The sequence below is a fragment of the Clostridium paridis genome (assembly GCF_016765615.1).
Taxonomy (GTDB): Bacteria; Bacillota; Clostridia; order Clostridiales; family Clostridiaceae; genus Clostridium_T; species Clostridium_T paridis.
This window is the reverse complement of record NZ_JAESWA010000024.1, coordinates 141,970-164,580: the sequence shown is the minus strand read 5'-3', so window position 1 is coordinate 164,580 and position 22,611 is coordinate 141,970. Positions and strand designations below refer to the sequence as shown.

General features: G+C 31.2%; 19 protein-coding genes. 17 read left to right on the top strand and 2 right to left on the bottom strand.

The window, feature by feature from the left end:
• Genes JK634_RS16940 through JK634_RS16905 form a run of 8 tightly spaced genes read left to right on the top strand, consistent with a single transcriptional unit; the run spans nucleotide 1 to nucleotide 10,210 of the window.
• Complete coding sequence (locus JK634_RS16940) at nucleotides 1-594, top strand: TetR/AcrR family transcriptional regulator (protein ID WP_202768908.1); 594 nt, start codon at nucleotides 1-3, stop codon at nucleotides 592-594.
• A 17-nt stretch (nucleotides 595-611) separates the two neighbouring features.
• Nucleotides 612-2,642: a chemotaxis protein CheA gene (locus JK634_RS16935; protein ID WP_202768907.1), complete on the top strand. Its 2,031-nt coding sequence runs from the start codon at nucleotides 612-614 to the stop codon at nucleotides 2,640-2,642.
• 22 nt (nucleotides 2,643-2,664) lie between these two features.
• The gene (locus JK634_RS16930; protein ID WP_202768906.1) at nucleotides 2,665-3,153 is read left to right on the top strand and encodes a chemotaxis protein CheW; all 489 of its coding nucleotides are present in this window, start codon (nucleotides 2,665-2,667) and stop codon (nucleotides 3,151-3,153) included.
• A gap of 12 nt (nucleotides 3,154-3,165) precedes the next feature.
• Nucleotides 3,166-4,848: a methyl-accepting chemotaxis protein gene (locus tag JK634_RS16925; protein ID WP_202768905.1), complete on the top strand. Its 1,683-nt coding sequence runs from the start codon at nucleotides 3,166-3,168 to the stop codon at nucleotides 4,846-4,848.
• A gap of 40 nt (nucleotides 4,849-4,888) precedes the next feature.
• Nucleotides 4,889-5,911: a protein-glutamate methylesterase/protein-glutamine glutaminase gene (locus tag JK634_RS16920; protein WP_202768904.1), complete on the top strand. Its 1,023-nt coding sequence runs from the start codon at nucleotides 4,889-4,891 to the stop codon at nucleotides 5,909-5,911.
• Nucleotides 5,912-5,959: 48 nt separating this feature from the next.
• Nucleotides 5,960-9,415, top strand: a complete 3,456-nt coding sequence (locus JK634_RS16915) for a PAS domain S-box protein (protein WP_202768903.1) — start codon at nucleotides 5,960-5,962, stop codon at nucleotides 9,413-9,415.
• A 12-nt stretch (nucleotides 9,416-9,427) separates the two neighbouring features.
• Entirely contained in the window at nucleotides 9,428-9,829 is a 402-nt protein-coding gene (locus tag JK634_RS16910; RefSeq protein WP_202768902.1) for a response regulator, read from the top strand.
• Between the two features lie 27 nt (nucleotides 9,830-9,856).
• A complete protein-coding gene (locus JK634_RS16905; protein ID WP_202768901.1) occupies nucleotides 9,857-10,210 on the top strand; it encodes a response regulator in 354 nt (117 codons plus the stop codon).
• A gap of 46 nt (nucleotides 10,211-10,256) precedes the next feature.
• Here JK634_RS16905 and JK634_RS16900 read toward each other — a convergent pair whose 3' ends face one another.
• Together JK634_RS16900 and JK634_RS16895 are read right to left on the bottom strand one after the other, a co-directional pair.
• Nucleotides 10,257-11,297, bottom strand: coding sequence for a hypothetical protein (locus JK634_RS16900; protein WP_202768900.1), 1,041 nt, complete (start codon nucleotides 11,295-11,297; stop codon nucleotides 10,257-10,259).
• A gap of 13 nt (nucleotides 11,298-11,310) precedes the next feature.
• A complete protein-coding gene (locus JK634_RS16895) occupies nucleotides 11,311-12,342 on the bottom strand; it encodes a phosphodiester glycosidase family protein (RefSeq protein ID WP_243425639.1) in 1,032 nt (343 codons plus the stop codon).
• Between the two features lie 450 nt (nucleotides 12,343-12,792).
• Between JK634_RS16895 and cysC the strand changes: the two genes are divergently transcribed.
• The 9 genes from cysC to JK634_RS16850 all read left to right on the top strand — a co-directional run bounded on the left by cysC (nucleotide 12,793) and on the right by JK634_RS16850 (nucleotide 22,384).
• Nucleotides 12,793-13,437 carry an adenylyl-sulfate kinase gene (gene cysC, locus JK634_RS16890; protein ID WP_202768899.1) on the top strand — a complete coding sequence of 215 codons (645 nt, stop codon included), beginning with the start codon at nucleotides 12,793-12,795 and terminating at the stop codon, nucleotides 13,435-13,437.
• Nucleotides 13,427-15,109, top strand: coding sequence for an adenylyl-sulfate reductase subunit alpha (locus tag JK634_RS16885; RefSeq protein WP_202768898.1), 1,683 nt, complete (start codon nucleotides 13,427-13,429; stop codon nucleotides 15,107-15,109). Before cysC ends, JK634_RS16885 begins: the two co-directional genes overlap by 11 nt.
• The gene (locus JK634_RS16880) at nucleotides 15,099-15,413 is read left to right on the top strand and encodes a 4Fe-4S dicluster domain-containing protein (protein ID WP_202768897.1); all 315 of its coding nucleotides are present in this window, start codon (nucleotides 15,099-15,101) and stop codon (nucleotides 15,411-15,413) included. Before JK634_RS16885 ends, JK634_RS16880 begins: the two co-directional genes overlap by 11 nt.
• A gap of 13 nt (nucleotides 15,414-15,426) precedes the next feature.
• Nucleotides 15,427-16,455, top strand: coding sequence for an aliphatic sulfonate ABC transporter substrate-binding protein (locus JK634_RS16875; protein WP_202768896.1), 1,029 nt, complete (start codon nucleotides 15,427-15,429; stop codon nucleotides 16,453-16,455).
• Nucleotides 16,456-16,477: 22 nt separating this feature from the next.
• On the top strand, nucleotides 16,478-17,317 hold the full coding sequence (locus JK634_RS16870) for an ATP-binding cassette domain-containing protein (RefSeq protein WP_202768895.1): 840 nt from the start codon (nucleotides 16,478-16,480) through the stop codon (nucleotides 17,315-17,317).
• On the top strand, nucleotides 17,295-18,023 hold the full coding sequence (locus JK634_RS16865; RefSeq protein ID WP_202768894.1) for an ABC transporter permease: 729 nt from the start codon (nucleotides 17,295-17,297) through the stop codon (nucleotides 18,021-18,023). Before JK634_RS16870 ends, JK634_RS16865 begins: the two co-directional genes overlap by 23 nt.
• 15 nt (nucleotides 18,024-18,038) lie before the next feature.
• A complete protein-coding gene (gene cysD, locus JK634_RS16860) occupies nucleotides 18,039-18,839 on the top strand; it encodes a sulfate adenylyltransferase subunit CysD (RefSeq protein WP_202768893.1) in 801 nt (266 codons plus the stop codon).
• Nucleotides 18,840-18,854: 15 nt separating this feature from the next.
• On the top strand, nucleotides 18,855-20,687 hold the full coding sequence (locus JK634_RS16855) for a GTP-binding protein (protein WP_202768892.1): 1,833 nt from the start codon (nucleotides 18,855-18,857) through the stop codon (nucleotides 20,685-20,687).
• A gap of 146 nt (nucleotides 20,688-20,833) precedes the next feature.
• Nucleotides 20,834-22,384 (top strand): nitrite/sulfite reductase, encoded by a 1,551-nt coding sequence (locus JK634_RS16850; RefSeq protein WP_202768891.1) that lies wholly within the window; start codon nucleotides 20,834-20,836, stop codon nucleotides 22,382-22,384.
• Nucleotides 22,385-22,611 lie beyond the last annotated feature (227 nt).

Here is a 22,611-nt window from a genome sequence, read left to right as displayed (position 1 = left end):
ATGAAAAAATCTTTATTAAATACTAAGGAAGGAATAATTATATCAACCATAGACGCTATAAATGAATTAGGATTACAGAATGTATCAACGAAGGAAATAGCTAAAAGACAAGGTGTATCAGAAGGAACACTTTTTAGACATTTTAAAAATAAAACAGATATATTACTTGCAGTGTTAAATCATTTTAGTCAATTTGATGAAGATATTATTCAAGTAAGCGTAAACAGAAAATTGAATCCAATAGATACAATAAAATATTACATTGAAACTTACTATCAATATTACGAGAGTTACCCAGCAATTACTGCGATTTTGCATGTATATGATAACTTAATGTATGAGGAGGTATTGTCAGATAAAATAAAAAATATTATTGAAATTAGGACAACCTTTTTAAAAGATACAATTGAAAAAGCTCAAGAAGAAGGATTAATAAAAGTAGAAGTTGATGCTCAGATTTTAACGGATTTAATCTTAGGAGGAAGTAGGGAAACTTGTTTAAAGTGGAGAATTGAAGGCTTTGACTTTTCACTAAAGGAAAGAACTGTAAACATGGTAAATACACTAATAAATGCTTTTATTATAGAGAAATAGTTTAGGAGGAAAAACAGATGTCCTTTAATTCAAATGATCAAATGCTTGAATTATTTATACATGAGACTTCTGAACAGCTAGAGAAGCTTGAACAATCTATTATTGATGTTGAAGCTACTGGAGGCTATACTTCAGAAACTATAAATGAAATATTTAGAATAATGCATACAATAAAGGGCTCATCTGCAATGATGCTATTTAATAATATTTCAACTATAGCTCATTCAATAGAAGATTTATTCTATTTTATAAGAGAAAAAAATCCTAAAAATATTGATGACTCATCCTTATGTGATGTTGTTTTAGAAGGATTAGATTTTATAAAAATAGAAATAGAAAAAATCAAAAATGGAGATTCTCCAAACGGAGATGAAAAGGTTTTAAAGGAAAAGATAAAAAAATATTTAGAAAAATTAAAAATTGAAAATAACGTAATTGAGACAGTGGAAAAAAAGAAGGAAGAAGTAAAGCAGTATTATGTAGGTCCTAGTAAATCCATCAAGACAACTAAAAATAATACATTTCAAGTAATTGTACATTTTCAAGAAGGTTGTGAGATGGAAAATATTAGGGCTTTTGCTATTGTCCATAATCTTAAGGAGATTACTGAAGAATTAAAATATATTCCAGAAGATATTACAGATAATGACGATAGTGTTGAGCTAATTAAAGAAAATGGTTTTAGAATTGAGTTTAAAACTGATAAGAGTTATAAAGATATCGAACATCTATTTATGGAAGTTGCGTTTATAGACAAGCTTGATATTAAACAGTTAGAAGTAAAAGAAGAATCAAAAGATAGTGATGATAATAAGGATCAAAAAGAAACAATAGGAAATGAGACGCCACAAGATAAGTTAGCTAATTCTAATAAAGGTAGTCAGGGAAAAAGCTTAATAAGTGTTAATGTTGAAAAGTTGGACAACTTAATGGATCTAGTTGGAGAAATAGTAATAGCTGAAGCAATGGTTACAGAAAATCCGGATTTGAAAGGATTGACTTTAGACAACTTTAATAAAGCAGCTAGACAGCTTAAAAAAATCACTTCAGAGTTACAGGATATGGTGATGTCTATAAGAATGGTTCCAATAGCTCCAACATTCTTTAAGATGAATAGAATAGTTCGAGATATGAGTAAGAAGTTAAAGAAAGAAGTAACATTAAAGTTAATCGGTGAAGATACAGAAGTGGATAAGAATATTATAGAACACATAGGTGATCCACTTATGCATATTATAAGAAATTCTATAGATCATGGTATTGAGGATACTGAGGAAAGGGCAAGCAGAAGTAAAAGTCTAATTGGAACAGTAACTTTAGAAGCTAAAAATGCTGGAAGTGAAGTATTAATTATTATAAAAGACGATGGCAAAGGGTTAAATAAGGAGAAAATATTAAAGAAAGCAGCAGAGAATGGAATATTAAATAAGGCACCAGAAGAAATGACAGATAAAGAGATATACAACTTGATATTCTTGCCAGGTTTTTCTACCAAAGAAGCTGTAACTGAATTCTCAGGTAGGGGAGTAGGTATGGATGTAGTCATAAAAAGTATTGAAAAAATAGGTGGATCTATACAGGTAGACAGTAAGCCGGGAATAGGAACTACTATGGTACTAAAAATACCTTTAACACTGGCAATTATCGATGGGATAAATATTAGAGTTGGAAAATCAATATATACAGTTCCAACAACATCAATTCAAGAATCTTTTAGACCTAAGGAAGATGAGATTTTTAGGGATACTGAAGGAAATGAAATGATAATGATTAGAGGGAAATGTTATTCAATCTTAAGACTTCATGAAATATATAATGTCAAATCAGCAACAAAATTAATTCATGAAGGAATATTAGTTATGATAGAAGATGAAATCCATCCAGTGTGTTTGCTTGCGGATGAATTAATAGGGGAACAACAAGTAGTTGTAAAAGCATTACCAAGTTACATAACAAAAATCAATAATATAAAAGGTATATCAGGATGTACATTATTAGGGGATGGAAGTATTAGTCTCATTTTAGATATATCTGCATTAATTGATTAATAAATGGAGGGAGGAAAAACTGATGTCAGAGAATGAAAAAGAGATACTAATTGAAGAAGATACACAAAAAGGAAAGTTCCTAACATTTAAATTAGAAAAAGAAACCTACGGAATAGAAATAAAATATGTTATAGAAATTATAGGAATTCAAGAGATAACAGAAGTACCTCAATTACCAGACTTTATAAAAGGAATAATAAATCTTAGAGGAAGAATAATTCCTGTAATGGATGTAAGACTAAGATTTAAAAAGAATTTTGTAGAGTATAACGATAGAACTTGCGTAATTGTAGTAGATATAAATAATTTATCTTTAGGGCTTATCGTTGATGGAGTTTCAGAAGTAATTTCAATAAAACAAGAAGACATAGTACCACCGCCAGATATTAGGGTTAATAATGAAAGTAGATACATATGTGGAATCGGAAAAGTAGATGATGATGTAAAACTATTATTAGATATTGAAAAACTATTAAACGTTGAAGAAATTAACGAATTAAACAATGTATAGGGGGAGAAATAAATGAAATTTTTAGGGGATTTAAAAATTAAAGGCAAACTTATTATCAGTTTTGTTTTAGTTGCAATTCTTACTGGGGTAGTAGGTACTATAGGAATTATAGATATGAAAAATCAAAATTTGGCTGCAAAGAATATATTTGAAAGTAACTTCCTACCATCTCAAAATATATCAGAAATTCAAAAAAATCTTTTGTTAGTAAGATCAACGTATCTTTTAATGCTATATGAGAAGAGTGAAAGTAAGCTTCAACAGAGAATTGATGATATAAATAATGCGACAACCTCAACAAATAGCTTGTTAAGCCAATATGAAAAGACAATAACAACAGACGAAGATAAAGCATTATTTAATACACTAAAGGAGGATCTACAAGTCTATAGATCACTTCGTTCTCAAGGGGTAAGTCAAGTACAAAACAATAAAATTGATGAAGCAATAGCTGGATTGCCAGAAGCAACTAAGGCAAGAGAAAAAGTAGATAAAGATATTCAAGATATGATAGAGTTAAACAAAAATCTTGCTAAGGATATTAATGATACTAATACTAAAAGTTATAAAAGTCAATCAATGTTCATGCTAGGAATTATTGTAGTGGCGATAGTACTTGCCATAGGTTTAGGACTTCTAATTGCAAAAATAATAGGAAAACCAATCTACAAATTAGTTGAAGCCGCTAATAAGATGGCTGCTGGAGATATGGATGTAGACATAAATATAGATACTAAAGATGAGGTAGGGATTCTAGGACAAGCATTTAAAAAAATGGCATTTAACATGAATGATGTTCTAATAAATATTAATGCATCATCGGATCAAGTAGCTGGTGGAGCTAAGCAAATAGCTGATTCAAGCATGGAACTATCAGAAGGTGCAACAGAACAAGCTAGTTCAATAGAAGAGCTTACTGCATCAATTGAAGAAATATCTTCTCAAACAAGAAATAATGCTGATAATGCGGCAAAAGCAAATGAGTTAGCAGAAGTTGCTAAGAATAATGCCTTAAAAGGCAATAGCCAAATGAATGAAATGCTAAATTCTATGAATGAAATTAATGATGCATCATCAAATATCTCTAAGATAATAAAAGTTATAGAAGAGATAGCTTTCCAAACCAACATACTTGCACTTAATGCTGCAGTAGAAGCAGCAAGAGCTGGACAACATGGAAAAGGTTTTGCAGTTGTTGCGGAAGAAGTGAGAAATCTTGCAGCGAGATCAGCTAATGCTGCAAAAGAAACTACTATGATGATAGAAGGTTCTATTAAAAAAGTAGAAGATGGAACTAAAATAGCAAATGAAACTGCAAAGGCACTTAATGAGATGGTTATAAATATTGAAGAGGTTGCTGAATTAGTAGGTGATATTTCAGTATCATCAAATGAACAAGCATTAGGAATTGAGCAGATTACAGAGGGAATAACACAAGTATCACAAGTGGTTCAAAGCAACTCTGCAACTTCAGAAGAAAGTGCAGCAGCAAGTGAAGAATTATCAAGTCAAGCTGAAATGCTAAAAGAAATGGTAGGAAGGTTTAACTTAAAACATAATTATGGTGGATATAACAATAATGAAACTTTAAGCCCAGAAATTATAAAGATGCTAGAAAATATGAAAAATAACAGAGACCACAATAATTCTAATACAAAAATATCATTAAGTGATGATGAGTATGGGAGATACTAATATAATTAATACCAGTCATCTATAGGAAGGGGCATATGATATGGGGATTAACAGAAAAATTAGAGTATTAATAGTAGATGATAGTATGGTGTTTAGAGAAGTGATTTCAAGAGGGCTAAATACTGATAAATTTATTGAAGTAGTTGCTACGGCCAAAGATCCTTTTGAAGCTCGAGACAAAATAATAAAATATAAACCTGATGTTATGACCTGTGATATAGAGATGCCAAAGATGAATGGAATAGAATTTATTAAGAGACTGCTTCCACAATATAAAATACCAGTTGTAGTGGTGAGTTCCATAAGTGAAGCCGTATTAGATGCTATGAAGGCAGGAGCTGTGGATTTTGTGACTAAACCAGATATTCAAAGTGTAGGTAGTGTTGAGGAATTTATAAATGAACTAGTTTATAAGGTTAAGGCTGCATCTGAATCTAAGATTATGGATGTTAAAGAAAATCATAGTGAAACAATTACATCAAGTGATGGAAACTCTAAATATAAAATTATAGCAATAGGAGCATCAACAGGAGGAATAGAAGCAATATATAGTGTGTTAAAGAAATTCCCTAAAAATATGCCAGGTATAGTTATTGTGCAACATATTCCTCCTGTATTTTCAAAAATGTTTGCAGAGAGACTTAATAGTCAAATAGATCTCGAAGTAAAGGAAGCAAAGACTGGAGATTATGTCGAGAAGGGTAAGGTACTTATTGCACCAGGAAACAAGCATATGAAAATAAAAAATGTCGGTGATAGATTTCAAGTAAAGTGTTTTGATGATGAAAAAGTTAATGGAGTACGCCCAGCAGTTGATATACTCTTTGAATCAGTTGCAAAAGAGGCTGGGGATACTGCCATAGGAATAATATTAACTGGTATGGGATATGATGGAGCTAAGGGATTGCTTAGTATGAAACGTAAAGGTGCAAGGACAATAGGACAAGATGAGAAAACTTCCGTGGTATATGGTATGCCAAAGGCAGCTTTTAATGTAGGAGCTGTAGAAAAACAGGCTAAACTAGAAAATATCCCTGAAATTGTAATGCAGTTTACTTTGTAGATAGTATATTATTTTACTGATAAGAACTATAAGCTGGGTGGTGATAAGGTGAGTGAGAATAAAGAGAGGAACTTTGAAAAGTCATTTCTATTAAATACTTTAAAGTCAATTGGTGATGGAATTATTGCAACTGATAATTGTGGCAAGATTTCATTTATGAATAAGTCAGCTGAAGACATACTTGAATTGAAGTTTCAAGAATTAGGAGAGGAAAAAATTCAGAATATATTTACAAGTATTGGATTGAGCAATAATGGACATATTGAAGATATTTTTGCAAATGTAATCTCTGATAATAAACCCTCAGGACTCAGAGACAATACATTTATTATAACTAGAAGCAATAAGAAAAAATATATTTCTGCTAATATTTCACCGCTAAAAAATGAACGAGATGAAGCTATAGGAATTATAACTGTTTTTAGAGATATTACAAGAATAAAAAGCTTGGAGTTAGAGGTGAAAAAGCAGTGGAGTAATTTGAAAAATATTTTTGATAAAGCTCCTTTTGGAGTAGTTATTTTTAATGAAGACATTAGTGTGAAGAATATTAATGATGAAGCAATGGATTTATTAGGATTAAATAATATTGAATGTATAGGAAAAAGCTTTAGGGATATTTTTTCATGTGGATTAAAAAGAAATGGAGGCTTGTGTAGTTGTATAGGGAAATGTGAAAATTGTAATATAAGAAAAGCTTTTTATTTGGCTATGAATGAAGGAGTGTCTACTAAAAATATTGAGGTGAAGAAGACTTCCCAGGTAAATAATAAGGAAGTTGATTTGTGGATAAAATTCACCATAACTCCAATGACAGAAGATGATAAAAAGCATGTAGTTATATTTTTAATGGATATTACAAGAATAAAAAATAATGAAATCGAAATTACGAAATCTAGAGACTTCTATGTAAATCTATTTGAAAATTTCCCAACTACAATTTGGAAAACTAATACTAATGAAGAAATGATATATATGGCAAAAAGATGGGAAGAGTTTACTGGGATAAGTGCAACAGAAGCCCTTGGGAAGAATTGGATTAACATTATGCATCCAGAGGATAGAGATTTCTATTATAAAATTAATAAGAGAGCTGTTAAAAACAGGGAGTTTTATGAATTTGAATTCAGAGCTTTAAATAAAGATGGTGAATATCGGTGGATAAAATCTCTTAATAAACCTTTTTATGATATAAATGATAAGTTTGATGGATATTTAGGAATAGCCTTTGATATAACTAACAATAAAATAGCAGAAGACGGTTATGTAAGATATAAGATGCTATCAGAAAAGGCAAGAGATATTATATTATTTATTGAAAAAGGTGGTAGGATAGTAGATGCTAATGAGGCTGCAGTACAAACTTATGGATATACAAAAGAAGAATTAGTATCTATGACTATATTTGATATTAGCGAGAAACAAAATACCAGTGGAATAGCTATAAATCAAAGTAAGAAAATTGGTAAATATTTTGACGGTGTTCACATAAGAAAGGATGGAAGTAAGTTTCCGGTTGAAATAAGCTCAAAGGGTGCAGTTATAGATGGAAAACGCATTATATTAAGCGTAATAAGAGATGTTTCTGAACGAAAGAAATCTGAAGATTTAATTAGAGAGAGTCAAGCTAAATATAAAGCACTATTTATGAATATGAAGGATGCCTTCTCATTTCAAAAAATTATTTATAATGATGATAAAGAGCCTATTGACCTTGAATATATTGAAGTTAATACAGCCTTTGAAAAAAATTTCTCTATTAGATATGAAGAGGTTATAGGAAAAAAGATAACTGAAGTTTTCCCGGCACTATCTAAGGTTATTATTAAGCACATAGAACATTGTTTCAAAGAAAATAAGAGTTCAAGTAGTAGTATTATTAAGGAGTTTTATTCAGAGAAATATAAAAAATGGTTTTCAATTTCACTTCACTCGCCTGAGGAAGGATACTTTGCTTCGATTATTGAAGATATCACTGAAAGAAAGATATCACTAGGAGCATTGAAAAAAGCAAAGGATGAAGCTGAAACTGCAAACAAGTATAAAAGTGAGTTTCTTGCAAATATGAGTCATGAAATAAGAACACCTATAAATGGAATCGTAGGAATGATAGATTTAACACTGCAAACTGAGCTTGATTATGAGCAGGTAGATAACTTAGTTACTGCAAAATCTTGTGCTAACTCACTATTAAACATAATAAATGATGTGTTAGATTTTTCTAAGATGGAAGCAGGAAAGTTATCAATTTATGAGATGGATTTTAATGTTAAAAAATTACTAGAGGAGATAATAAGATCACATTCTCCTTATGCAGATAATAAGCAAATTGAATTGAGTTATGGATTTTCATCAGATATTCCAAACTACTTAAAAGGTGATCCGAATAGATTAAAGCAAGTTCTGAATAATTTAATAAGTAATGCTATAAAGTTCACTAGTAAGGGTGAAGTTTGGGTTAAGGTATCAAATATGAAAACATCAGGAAAGCATATAGATCTTAAGTTTTCGGTACAAGATACAGGAATAGGAATAAGTAAGGAAGAACAAAGATATATATTTGATAGCTTCAGGCAAGTTGATAACTCATTTACTAAAAGGTATAGTGGAGCAGGACTGGGACTTGCTATATCTAAAAGACTTGTTGAAATAATGGGTGGAGAAATTAGTGTTAAGAGTGTTAAAGAACAGGGAAGTATATTTAGTTTTATATTAAGATTTTCACTAGGAAATAGAGATAATATAAGCAAACGAGAGATAACAAAGATAGTTAGAACAATTGATCCAAAAAAAATTCTCTTGGTTGAAGATGATAAGGTTAATCAGATGGTTATATCAAGAATTCTCAAGAAGAAAGGACATGATGTTGAGATAGCCCAAAATGGTATCGAAGCAATTAATAAAGTTGAAGCACATTCATACGATGTAATCTTAATGGATATTCATATGCCAGAGATGGATGGTATAGAAGCTACAAAGAGAATTAGAATGAAACATGGAAAGGATAAACATGTTCCAATAATTGCAATAACGGCTTATGCTCTTCAAGGAGATAGGGAAAAGTTCTTAGCAAATGGAATGGATGATTATGTTCCAAAGCCTATAATAATTGATGAATTATTTTCTGCTATAGATAGAGTTACAGCCCCATATAAGAACCTTGAAAATTACTCAAATTTAACTCTCAAATTAAATGAAAATGGAGAGGTTGAGTTCTTAAATTATGAAAATAAGGAAGAGAACGTATTAACATCAAAGGAGGTAGAAATCTTAGAAGATAGAATAGGAGAATTAGTGAATTCATTAGATTTAGAAAATATATCTCAGGTAGAGTGTTTAGCTAATGAAATTAAAAGACTATCAAATACTATGGGACTTGACATAATAAAGAGTGTAGCATTTAGAATTGAACTTTGCGCAAGGAGAGGAGACCTAAATGAAGTTGTAAAGAATGCTAAAAAACTACTTGATGAGTTTGATACATTTAAAAAATCAATTTTATAAGGAGGGGAAACTATGAAAATATTAATAGCTGAAGATGATTTGGTAAGTAGAAAATTTATATTAAAATTACTTTCAGCTTATGGTGAATGTGACTTAGTGGTTGATGGATTAGAGGCACTTGATGCATATCTTATAGCTGTTAAGGATAATGCTCCATATGATTTAATTTGCCTTGATATAATGATGCCCAAGGTTGACGGTGTTAAAGTATTAAATGCTATTAGAGATTTTGAAAAACAAAGAGGATTATTACCAGAGGAAAAGGCTAAAATAATTATGATTACTGCACTAGCGGATACAAATTATGTACATAAATCGTTTGATTTAGGTTGTGAAGCATACGTAGCAAAACCAATAGATACAGAGAAATTACATGAGGTAGTTGAAAAATTAGGAATCAAAAAAATAAAATAGAGACATTATTTTAAAGGGGGAGAATATATGAAAAAAGTACTTATAGTAGATGATGCAGCATTTATGAGATTATCACTAAAAACAATATTGGAGAGAAATGGTTATGAGGTTGTAGGAGAAGCCGTTACAGGGGTTGAAGCTATAGAGAAGTATAAAATATTTAGCCCAGACATCGTGACTATGGACATAACTATGCCTGATATGGATGGAGTTAAAGCTCTTGAGGAAATTAGAAAAATAAATCCTGGTGCCACAGTTATAATGATATCAGCACTTGGACAAGAAACATGGATTAAGAAGGCTATAATAGCAGGTGCAAAAGGATTTATTGTAAAACCATATACTGAAGAGTATGTTCTAGAAACAATTAAAAAGTTCTAGGAACTTTAAAAATGGGCATGTAGTAGAAAACTACATGCCCATTTAATTATAGCTTTGAAAAATCTGTTTTATGATATTTATGGTCTATTGAAGTAGTTATACCTTTATTGTATACGGAAATAAAAGTGCCTTCATAGTTCATTTTCTTATTTTCTTTTAAATCTAATAGAGCATTACTATCACTATAATTAATTAAGATTTTTCCAGAGCTCGTTATAAAAATATCTTTTTCATCTGCAGCAGTAGTTAATTCTTTAGACTCCCACTGTGAAGTATTCTTACTATTTAATGATCCATAGAGGACTTTAACAATCTTCCCATTACTTACTTCCCCTAAATACACAGTACTATCATTATCGATACCTAGAACTTTAGTTTTTATTCCATGAGAAATAGTTAAACTCCCTTTTGGTTGAGTAAGATATACCTTGCCGTTACGATCTTGATAAATAAGTCTTTCTTCTCTTGGTACAACAAATATACCAGTTAAAGAAGAGTTTTGAAGATCTATTTTCTTCGAAGAAGTCTGATTTATATCCATTCTATAAACAGAAGATTTATCAGAACCACTTTTAATTTCAATATACGTAACACCAGTAATTGTAGATGCTTTAATAGAATTAATTTTACTACCAGTTTGAGCAGAGGCTATATCAGAAATTTTTTGTGCATCATTCTTTTCAGCGTCATAATTATATAGGGTAAACATATTACCTTTGTTAGTATGTTCTTTTTTAGATACTAGCATAATATTTCTATCTGGAAGCCAAGTGAAATATGATATTTCATCTTGACTTTTATTGGTAAAACTTTTTTCTTCACCATTAGCTGAATTAATGATTTTAAGTTCTGAATCTTTTATGTATGCCAAATATTTACCATTATAGGATACTTGCAGAGTACTCATATCATTAGGCAAATCAACATTCTTTTCAGGCTGCTCTTGTGGTTTGTTTACACTAACTTCCTTTACATTAACATTAGCATTTTCCTTAAGATAGAATTTATCAAGCCAAATAAGTACTATAAATTGAAGAATTAGTGATAACACTGCACATGCCAATAAAGCTTTTACATTTCTTTTCATAGCTTCTTCTCCTTTACTTTACAATAATTGAAGAAACTATTGATCTTTCACCTAAACCATTCGATAAGGTATTGATAATTTCTCCGTTTAAATACATAGTAGCAGATTTACCACCATCTAGATTTATAGCAGTAACACATTTGCCTTCATTAAGCATAATTTTCTGAAGTTCATTCATAGTAGCTCCCATTCCATCTAATATGCTTCTTCCGTCTGTTACTACCATTACAATAGAACCATCTGCTCTTTGTCCAATTGCTGTTCTTGGAGCCATACCTTGGGAAGCATTTTTCCCAGATAGGGGAATAGCTTTTCCTCCAGAAACCAAAACAGGACCAAAGGATAGTGCTTCCACTGTATGTTTATTTTTTAAATCATTAATGGAATATTCTCCAGCAAGTAGTGTGCCGTCTTCAGTTATTGCCATACATACTGATTTAGTAGAATTAGATTTTAAGTCTGAAAAGATGATTTTCCCATCAGACATTATTAATCCGGTTGGAGTACCTCCATTTCCAGAACTAGATACTGTACTAGATTGATCAATAAAGGCACCGCCATTAATTGCAGCAACAGCATCATTTTTCTCTGCCATTTGAGAAGTAGTTTCTCCTTGCTTATTTAGACTACCTGTGTAAGCAACCTTAACTCTATGTGGATCGTTAATTACAAGCATATATCCTTTAAATCTCTTACCTTCAAAATCGTATCTTTCGATAGAATCATCAGCCTTTTTATTTACATTTACAACCGATGCATTTGCGGGCATATTATCAGTTGAATCATCACTTGAAGAAAGTATTTCATTTATTTTATCTTGAGATAAAAATGCTGTAGCTAAGTATTGATGACTTAAGGTATTCATAGCAGAGCCAACATATATTTTTTTTGCATTGTTAAAAGGGCCATAAAGTAAAATAAAAGGACCTGTAACAATTGTGAATAATAAAGTAAAAGCTATAAGAAAAAAGAGTCTTTTCCATGGAGATTTCTTCTTTTTCTTCCTACGTTTCTTTTTCATTTTTAGATTCGTATTAGTTGTCATTAGTCACTCTCCTATTTATTTCTAGAAATATTACATTACATAAACCATATAAATACAATTCTAACTTATTTTCGTATAAAAAGTTTTAAAAATTGATTACTATTTTATTATTTCTTTATTACATGTGGAAAAAAATTCTTTGGACATACCCCTAAATATTATACCTTTTATTTATCATTATGTAATTAGATAAAGATAGGTAAATAAATCTTATTGATTATCTAAATGATAAATAGATAATTTTATATCTGAAAAATAATGAAATAGTAAATTGAGGTATTCATATATTTTATGATGGGAATATTGGAATTAAAGGGATGTGTTTGATAATTGATGAAAGGGTATAAATGACAATTTGATATATTTATAGACACTATAGTGACAAAGTGGTATTTTAGATATATAATTCATAGTATTCCAATAGGTAAAATATAAATAAGGGGGATAATAATGAATATTAAGGTAAATGGGGCACTGAAAATATTCAATGAAGAAAAGAATAAATCATCAAATGTAGTTTGGCATAGCATGAATGTGACTCGAAGAGATAGAGAAGAATTGCTTAATCAGCAAGGGAAACTTATCTGGTTTACAGGACTATCTGGTTCGGGAAAATCTACTGTTGCTTCTGCTTTAGAAAAGAAACTACATGACTTGGAAAAGCTTACTTATACTCTGGATGGAGATAATGTAAGACATGGACTAAATAAAGATTTAGGATTTTCTAATGAAGACAGGATAGAAAATATAAGAAGAATTGGTGAAATATCAAAGCTTTTTGTTGATGCAGGAATAATAACTCTTGCAACCTTTGTTTCACCATTTAATGAGGATAGAGAAAGAGTTAGAGAACTTATAGGTAAAGATTTTATAGAAGTATACATTGAATGCCCTTTAGAGATTTGTGAAAAAAGAGACCCCAAAGGATTATATAAGAAAGCAAGAGCAGGAGAAATAAAAGATTTTACAGGAATTGATTCTGTGTATGAGATTCCTGTAAAACCAGAAATAACTGTATCCACCCATCTGAATTCTATAGAAGAATGTGTTTATAAGATAATGAGTTATCTAGCTGGAGGAAGAAATGAGACTTAATAGTAAGATCATTAAAACAGATATTTTAATTATAGGTGGGGGAGCAGCAGGAGCATTTGCTGGGATAAAAGCAAGTGAAGATAAAAATATAAATATCGTTATTGCTGAAAAAGCAAATATAAAAAGAAGTGGATGCCTAGCAGCTGGCGTAAATGCATTAAATGCTTATATTACAGAAGGGGAAACTCCTGAGTCTTTTTTAGAATATGTCAAAGAGGAATTTAGTGGAGTAATAAGAGAAGACTTAGTATACACAATTGCTAAAAGGCTAAATAGTGTAACCAAAGATATAGAGGATGCTGGTCTTACTATATTAAAAAATGAAGAGGGAAAGTATCAGTCTAGGGGAAAAAGAAGTATAAAAATAAACGGAGAAAATATAAAGCCTATATTAGCAGATGCTGTAGATAAAAGAGAAAATATAAAAGTAATAAATGGATTAAATATTATAGATTATATAGTTAAAGATAATAAGGTAATAGGTGCATACGGCTTTTCTATTAAAGAGGAAGTATTCTATACCATATATTCGAAAGCAGTTATATGTACAACTGGTGGTGCAGCAGGGATATACAAGCCTAATAATCCAAGCTTTTCTAGACATAAAATGTGGTACAGCCCATTTAATACTGGAGCAGGCTATGCTATGGGAATAAGAGCAGGAGCAGAAATGACAACTTTTGAAATGAGATTTATAGCTCTTAGATGCAAAGATACGATAGCTCCTACTGGAACAATTGCTCAAGGAATAAGAACCCCACAGATAAATAAAGCTGGAGAGCAATATGTAAAGAAATATGGAAAGGCAACTACCATAAATAGATTACACTCAACTTTAATGGAAAACTTACATGGACTAGGGCCATGCTATTTAAAGACTGAGGGAATATCAAAAGAACAAGAACAAGACTTATTAAAAGCTTATTTAAATATGGCACCAAGTCAAACATTGAAATGGATAGAGAATAATACATCACCCTCAATTGAAAATGTTGAAATAGAGGGGACAGAGCCATACATTGTAGGTGGACATACAGCTAGTGGCTATTGGGTTGATACTAAGAGAAGAACGACTTTGGAAGGATTATTTGCTGCTGGTGATGTTGCAGGTGGGAGCCCAAAAAAATATGTTACAGGGTGCTTTGCAGAGGGAGAAATAGCTGCAGAAGTGGCACTTAAATTTATAAAAAGCTTAAACAATGATGAACTTAACGAAGATATGATAAATCAAAAACTGAATGAAGTTAATAAATTTTTTACTAATGAAGCAGGCGAATACACAATAGAAGAATTAGAAAATGAAATGCAGTCAGTTATGGATGAGTATGCTGGTGGAATTTCAAAATACTATAGATATACTGAAGAAGGGCTGAAAATTGCAAGAGATAAGATAGATATTCTTTCAAAGAAAGCTAAAGAATTGAGAGCAAAAGATGCACATGAGTTACTATTCATCCATGAAATTATAGATAGGCTTGTTGTTGCTAAAGTACTAATTGAGCATTTGCGTACAAGAAAAGAAACAAGGTGGAAATGTTATGAAGAAAATATGGATTTTCCAGAAAAGGATGATAAAAACTGGCTTAAGTATGTAAACTCAGTATATGAAGAGGGAGAAGTAAAAGTTATTTTAAGAGATTTGGTTGGAAAGGATGAAAATTATGAGCATTAAAATTGATAAAGATAAGTGCATTGCTTGTGGAAAGTGCTTAGAAGTTTGTCCTGGAAATCTTATTTATAAAAATGAAGAAGGTAAATCTTATATAAAATATGAAAAAGATTGTTGGGGGTGCACTGCCTGTCTTAAAGAATGCCCAGTAAATGCAATTCATTATTTTCTAGGTGAAGATATTGGGGGAAAAGGTGCTTATCTATTTGTTAAGCAAAAAAAAGAAGATTTGAATTGGCATATTATCGATAAGGAAGGTAAAGAAACCTTAATAACTACCAATCGAAAAGAGTCAAATAAATATTAAGGGGGATATAAAAATGAAGAAAAGGGGTTTAGGACTTGTTTTAAGTGCAGTATTGGCAATAGGAGTTTTAGCAGGCTGCGGTTCCAAAAAGAATGTGGAACTTAAAACAGTAAGAGTTGGGTTTTTCCCTAATTTAACACATTCTCAAGCTTTAGTGGGGAAAAATAGAGGTGATTACCAAAAAGTATTAGGAGATGGAGTAAGCATTGATTGGAAGCAATTTAATGCAGGTTCATCAGAAATTGAAGCATTCCTTGCAGGTGAATTGGACTTAGGTTATATAGGACCAGGACCAGCAATTAATGGATTTACTAAATCCAAAGGGGATGTTGTTATTATAGCAGGTTCAACTGATGCAGGGGCAGTTCTTGTATCAAGAAAAGGAACATCAATAAAATCAGTTAAGGATTTGGATGGTAAGAAAGTAGCTATACCTCAATTTGGTAATACTCAAGATTTAAGCTTAAGATATCTTATGCAAGAAGCTGGATTAAAAGACAAAACTAAAGGTGGAACAGTAGAAATAGTACAAGCTGAGAATCCAGATATTAAGACATTAATTGAAAAAGGGGAAATAGATGCAGCTCTGGTTCCAGAACCTTGGGGAGCTAGGTTAGAGACGGAATCAGGAGCAAACTTGGTTTTAGACTATAATCAGATCTGGAGAGAAGGGAAATATCCAACAGCAGTTGTGATTGCAAGAAAAGAGTTTCTTCAAGATCATCCAGACGTAGTTGAAAAGTTTCTTAAAACTCACGTTGAACTTACAGATTATATAAATGCAAATCAAAGCGAAGCTGGAAATATAGCAAATAAAGAAATTGAAGCTTTAACTAAAAAACCAATATCAAAGGATATTCTTGATACGTCATTTAAGAGAATCACAGTAACAAATAGTCCAGAAAATGAGGCTACAAAAGAGATGATAGATTTATCATTAAATGCAGGCTTTATAAAAGAAAAACCATCAGATACTGGATTGTTTGATTTAACAATACTAAATAAAGTATTAAAAGAAAAAGGAAAAGAAGAAATTAAATAAGTGGGGAGAATGGGGTGAAAAGGTGAGTTTAAAAATTGAAGCAGTAAGTAAAAAGTTTATTTCTAAAAGTAGTGAAACTCATACCTTGCAGGATATTAATCTTTCTTTTAATAAAGGGGAATTCATTTGCCTTTTAGGGCCATCAGGTTGTGGAAAATCAACTCTGCTTAATATTATTGCAGGACTTGAGAAACCTACAGATGGAAAGATTATTTTAAATGACCAAGAGATTAAAGGTGTTGGAGTAGACAGAGCAGTAATGTTCCAAGAATCTGCGCTATTTCCATGGCTTAAGGTTAGAGATAATGTGGAATTTGGCATGAAAATAGCTGGGGTGCCTAAGGATGAAAGAAGAGAAAAAGCTTTAAAATATATAAAAATGGTTCATTTGAGTAAATTTCAAGATTCATATATACATCAGTTATCAGGAGGAATGAGACAAAGAGTAGCTTTAGCTAGAGCTCTTACACTAGATTCTGAAGTGCTTTTAATGGATGAACCCTTTTCAGCACTAGATAGCCAAACTAAAAGTATTCTTAGACTTCAACTTCAAAAGATTTGGTGGGAAACTAAGAAAACAATAATCTTTGTTACTCACAATGTAGAAGAAGCAGTGCTTTTGGGAGATAGAGTTATAGTTATGGGAGCAAATCCAGGTATAGTTAAAAAGGAATTTAAAATACAATTAGGCAGACCTAGAGAAGAAGGAAATGTAGATGTTGCAAAAATAACATCAGAGATAATGAGTGTTCTTAAAGAGGAGGTGGAGAAGGTTGCAAAAGCAGAATACGATAGTGATTGGAGTATTAAAGAAAGTTCTGTTTTATATAGGCTTGATAATGATTTGGGAGCTGGTTTATAAAGTAGGGGTAGATACACTACACATATGGAAACCATATACCTTCCCATCTCCAATAGATGTAATAAAGTCAATTTGGAGTTTGATTAAGGATAATACATTAGGAATTGCCGTTGTAGTTAGTTTGAAAAGATTAATAGAGGGATATTTAGTTTCACTAATTATTGGACTTGCACTTGGATTATTGATAGTAAGGTATAAATATTTAGATGAGAACTTCAGTGCATTAATATTGGGGCTTCAAACCTTACCAAGTATTTGCTGGTTACCATTTGCTATACTTTGGTTTGGTTTAAATGAAAAATCTATTATATTTGTTATAGCAGTTGGATCAATATTTGCAATTGCAATGGCAACAGAAGCTGGCATTAAAAATGTTAATCCTATCTATGTTAAGGCTGCAAGTACTATGGGTGCAAAAGGGTTTAAATTATACTGGAATGTTGTTATTCCATCTGCTCTTCCATCAATAGTTGCAGGAATGAAACAAGGATGGTCCTTTGCATGGAGGGGGTTAATGGCAGGCGAAATGCTATCAGCAACAAAAGGCTTAGGACAGGTACTTATGGTTGGAAGAGATTTAGCAGATATAAGTCAGGTTATGGCTGTTATGGTTGTTATCATTGTACTAGGACTTACCTTTGATAAATTTATTTTTGGGAAGTTAGAAAAGAATATACGATACAGATGTGGTTTGGAAAGTAAATAAAGAGGGGGCAATAAAATGGATCATTTAGACAGATTAGAGGCAGAAAGTATTTATATATTAAGAGAGGCATACAAGCACTTGGGGAAATTAGGAATGCTTTGGTCTATAGGAAAAGATTCTACAGTAATGTTATGGTTAGCGCAAAAAGCATTTTTCGGGAACTGTCCATTTCCTTTAATTCATGTTGATACAAAGTATAAGATTCCTGAAATGATAGAGTTTAGAGATAAGGTGGCTAAAGAGTATAATTTAAACTTAATAGTTAATACAAACTATAAGGCAATAGAAGAAGGTATGGGACCAGAACAAGGTAGATTAGTTTGTTGTAAAGCTCTAAAAACAGATGCACTTAATGAAATTACAAAAAGAGAAGAATTTGATGGTCTTATAGTAGGGGTTAGAAGAGATGAGGAAGGTTCAAGATCTAAGGAAAGGATCTTTAGTGAAAGAAATGCTGAATCAGAATGGGATTATACAGACCAAGCGCCAGAACTATGGGATCAATTTAAAACAGATTTCAAGAAGGGAAATCATATAAGAGTTCATCCAATATTAAATTGGACTGAAATTGATGTATGGGAGTATATAAAAAGAGAAAATATTCCACTGATTGATTTGTATTTCGCAAAAGATGGTAAAAGGTATAGAAGTTTAGGTTGTGCGCCATGTACAAAACCTATAGAATCCAATGCAACTACTATTGATGAAATTATAGAAGAGCTTAAGAATACTAAAGAGACTGAAAGATCCGGTAGAGCACAGGACCAAGAAGATGCTCATGCATTACAAAAACTAAGAAAATCTGGATATATGTAGGATGGGGGAAGTAAATTGAGTAATACAAGGGATAATTTAAATATAGTTGTTGTTGGACACGTTGACCATGGTAAATCAACTCTTATTGGAAGATTACTTTATGATACAGATTCTCTTCCATCAGGGGCTATAGAAAAAGTAAAAAGGATATCAGCAGAGAAAGGAAAGTCTTTTGAATATGCATACCTTTTGGATGCTTTTGAAGAGGAACAAAAACAAGGTATCACAATAGATATTACAATGCTTCAATTCTTTACTAAGAAAAGGGATTATGTAATTATAGATGCGCCTGGACATAAGGAATTCTTAAAGAATATGATATCAGGAGCAGCTAGTGCTGAGGCAGCAATCTTAGTGGTAGATGCTAAGGAAGGAATACAAGAACAATCTAAAAGACATGGATATATACTTTCGCTTTTAGGAATTAAAAAGGTATATGTTGCTGTAAATAAAATGGATTTAGTGGATTATTCTGAAGAGAGATTTAATGAGATTCAAGTAGAGTTTAATGAGTTTTTAAACAACCTAAATATTTATCCAGAAAAATATATTCCTATTTCAGCATTCCACGGTGAAAATATAGTGAAAAAGTCTAAAAAATTATCTTGGTATAAGGATAATGCCATTCTAGAAGAAATGGATGTAATTGAAAAAGAAAAAGGGATTGAGGCTAAGCCACTTAGATTCCCTATTCAAGATGTATATAAGTTTGATTCAAGAAGAATTATAGCAGGAAGAATTGAGGCTGGAACATTAAAAGCTGGCGATGAAATAACAATATATCCTAGTGGGAAAACAACTAAAGTTAAAACAATAGAATTCTGGCAAGAAAAAGATAAAACAGATATAGTTACTGCGGGAATGTCTGTAGGTATAACTGTTGAAGATGAATTCTTTAATAAAAGAGGAGAAATAATCTGTCATAAGGATGAGCCTGTAATAGTATCAAATGTATTTAATGCTAATATATTTTGGCTAGGGAAAAAGCCTTTATATGCAAATAAAAAATATAAACTTAAACTTGCTACAGATGAAGTAGAATTCGAAGTTCTTTCTATAAATAAGGTAATAGACGCAGCAACATTAGAGAGTAAAAAAGATTTATCTACAATAAATAAGAATGATGTAGCTGAAGTTACATTAAAAACAAAACATGCAATAAGTTTTGATGAGTTTTCTAAATTACAATCTACAGGAAGATTTGTAATTATAGATGGCTTTGATATAAGCGGTGGTGGAATTATATCAGGGGTTGAAGATTCTTTAAAAAGAGAAATAAAAGACCTTAAGACTAATAATCTTGCAATTAGAAAGAGGCTTGTTACTAGAAAAGAAAGAGAAGAAAAACTTAATCAAAAAGGAAAAGTAATATGGTTATCTGGACTACCTGGTTGTGGTAAGAATGAAATAGCTGTTAAACTTGAAAAGAAGTTGTTTGATTTAGGTAAGAAGGTTTACTATCTAGATTCATCAAATATAAGATTTGGTTTAAGCTCAGACTTATCCTTTGATAGGCAGGATGCTTATGAACAAACTAGAAGAATTGCTGAAGTTGCTAATCTTTTTGCTGATAGTGGAACTATAACTATAGTATCTGCTGTAAGTAGATTTAAAGAAGATAGGGAATATGCAAAGGATATAATAGGAAAAGATAGTTATACAGAAATATTTGTTGAAGCATCTTCAGAAATATGTGAAAAAAGAAATCCAAATGCATTTAAAGGTGAAAATGCAAAAGAATATTTATATGAGAAATCAGAATATCCAACACTTTCATTATATATAGATGATGCAGAATTTAACTCAGATAAAAAGGCTCAAGCTATATTGGAAGTCTTAAAACTATAGAAGTTATGCGCCATATAGGCGCATAACTTTTAGCGTGTTAACAATTAAGATTATTAATTATTATGATTTATAATATTAATTTTACTTATTGTTTTAAGAGAAGTATACTTTATAATTGAAAAGGAAATTAGATAGAGGTGATATATATGGAAGAGTTAAAGAAAGTTCTTTTAGAGGAAATAGTTGAGTTTAATAAAGTAGGACACAAATATCTAAATGGTGAGATCACTAAAGCTGCATTTAAAAAAGCCTCAGGTGGAATGGGTGTGTATGCTCATCGTAAAGGTGACGAGTTTATGATAAGACTTAGAACTCTATCAGGTGTGATTTCAAAAGATGAGCTTAAATTAATATACAGTTTTTCAGAAAAATATAAGTTACCTTCAATTCATCTTACAACTAGACAAGCAATACAATTGCATGGATTGAATATTGATGAAATTTGTGAAGTAATGAAAGATGCATTGGAAAATGACATTTACACACGAGGTGCAGGCGGAAATTTCCCGAGAAATGTGGCAATTTCACCTTTATCAGGAGTCGAAAAAGGAGAAAGCTTTGATGTAACGCCCTATGCTCTTGCAGTAAATGAGCATTTTCTTAGAAAAATAAACACATACAAACTTCCAAGAAAATTAAAAGTTTCGTTTTCAAATAATAACGACGATTTATCACATGCTACTGTTGTAGATCAAGGTTTTATTGCAGTTAATCAAGATGGAAATGAGTTTTTTAATGTTTATATTGGAGGAGGACTCGGAAGAAATCCTAAGCTTGCTGTTCTTGCAGAAGAATTAGTTCACCCGAAGGATGTTCTATATCATGTAGAAGCAATAACTAGATTGTTTATCTCGGAGGGGGATTATAATAATCCTGCAAAAGCTCGTATAAGATATATATTAGATAGAATGGGTGAAGAAGAGTTTATAAAATGTTATAAGCATCATTTAGCAGAGGTTAAAAAAGAAGAAAGTTTAGATTTAACAGTTAAAGCTATTGAGGTCAATAAGGAGGGTCAAGAAAGCAATATAGGGCACCCTAGACTTTTCCCTCAAAAGCAGAAGGGTCTATACAGTGTGTATTTTCATCCAATTGGAGGACAATTAAAAAGGGAAACATTAAAAGATCTTATAGATGAGATAGAAAATATAGATGAAGTTCAAGTAAGATTGTCTATGACTGAAGGAGTATTTATTAGGAATTTAAATACTACTGAAGCTGAAAGAATTCTTAAACTAACTCAAGGGATTGGAGGAGAAAACAGGATAGAACAATCTGTTGCTTGTATTGGTGTTCCTACTTGCCAAATAGGAGCATTAAACGGACAAGGCACTTTAAAAGAGATAATAGATACTTTTAGAACAGAAGGTATTACCAAAGATATTTTACCGCGTGTTCATATATCTGGATGCCATAATTCCTGTGGAGTGCATGAAATAGGAGAAATCGGGTTTTCAGGAAAATTAAAAAAAGTAGATAATGAATCACTTAATGTTTTCGAAGTTCATATAGGTGGAGCACTAGGTGTGGGAAAAACTAAATTAGGTAAATACTATGGTGACATACCACAAAAAGAAGTTTCTAGTTTTCTACTAGATATTGCAAAGAAAATAGAGAGTGGTAATTTAGATTTTTATGAGTGGTTAGATAATAAGGAAGAAGAACTTAATGTGATATTTGAGAAGTATTCAGTATAATCAATAGGAAGGCTTGCTTGGCAGGCCTTTTTACTCTTTAAGAGAAATTTATAATATCGCATGGAAATAAAAAGGATAAACTTTTAAATTTAATACAGTTGATATAAAATTAAGTATAAAAGGTTTGACAGAATTTAAATTTCTATAATATATAATGCATTAAAGAATTTACATGTCACTGTTAAGCTTTTAGACGTTTCAACTAAGAGTTGGACCTTGAGATGTAA

What these genes read in the sequence shown, in the direction of transcription:
- JK634_RS16910 (WP_202768902.1), top strand. Translation starts at nt 9,428, where the DNA reads ATGAAAATATTAATAGCTGAAGATGATTTGGTAAGTAGAAAATTTATA.
- JK634_RS16925 (WP_202768905.1), top strand. Translation starts at nt 3,166, where the DNA reads ATGAAATTTTTAGGGGATTTAAAAATTAAAGGCAAACTTATTATCAGT.
- cysC (WP_202768899.1), top strand. Translation starts at nt 12,793, where the DNA reads ATGAATATTAAGGTAAATGGGGCACTGAAAATATTCAATGAAGAAAAG.
- JK634_RS16880 (WP_202768897.1), top strand. Translation starts at nt 15,099, where the DNA reads ATGAGCATTAAAATTGATAAAGATAAGTGCATTGCTTGTGGAAAGTGC.
- JK634_RS16935 (WP_202768907.1), top strand. Translation starts at nt 612, where the DNA reads ATGTCCTTTAATTCAAATGATCAAATGCTTGAATTATTTATACATGAG.
- JK634_RS16895 (WP_243425639.1), bottom strand. Translation starts at nt 12,342, where the DNA reads ATGACAACTAATACGAATCTAAAAATGAAAAAGAAACGTAGGAAGAAA.
- JK634_RS16865 (WP_202768894.1), top strand. Translation starts at nt 17,295, where the DNA reads ATGATTTGGGAGCTGGTTTATAAAGTAGGGGTAGATACACTACACATA.
- JK634_RS16900 (WP_202768900.1), bottom strand. Translation starts at nt 11,297, where the DNA reads ATGAAAAGAAATGTAAAAGCTTTATTGGCATGTGCAGTGTTATCACTA.
- JK634_RS16940 (WP_202768908.1), top strand. Translation starts at nt 1, where the DNA reads ATGAAAAAATCTTTATTAAATACTAAGGAAGGAATAATTATATCAACC.
- JK634_RS16875 (WP_202768896.1), top strand. Translation starts at nt 15,427, where the DNA reads ATGAAGAAAAGGGGTTTAGGACTTGTTTTAAGTGCAGTATTGGCAATA.
- cysD (WP_202768893.1), top strand. Translation starts at nt 18,039, where the DNA reads ATGGATCATTTAGACAGATTAGAGGCAGAAAGTATTTATATATTAAGA.
- JK634_RS16930 (WP_202768906.1), top strand. Translation starts at nt 2,665, where the DNA reads ATGTCAGAGAATGAAAAAGAGATACTAATTGAAGAAGATACACAAAAA.
- JK634_RS16850 (WP_202768891.1), top strand. Translation starts at nt 20,834, where the DNA reads ATGGAAGAGTTAAAGAAAGTTCTTTTAGAGGAAATAGTTGAGTTTAAT.
- JK634_RS16905 (WP_202768901.1), top strand. Translation starts at nt 9,857, where the DNA reads ATGAAAAAAGTACTTATAGTAGATGATGCAGCATTTATGAGATTATCA.
- JK634_RS16920 (WP_202768904.1), top strand. Translation starts at nt 4,889, where the DNA reads ATGGGGATTAACAGAAAAATTAGAGTATTAATAGTAGATGATAGTATG.
- JK634_RS16885 (WP_202768898.1), top strand. Translation starts at nt 13,427, where the DNA reads ATGAGACTTAATAGTAAGATCATTAAAACAGATATTTTAATTATAGGT.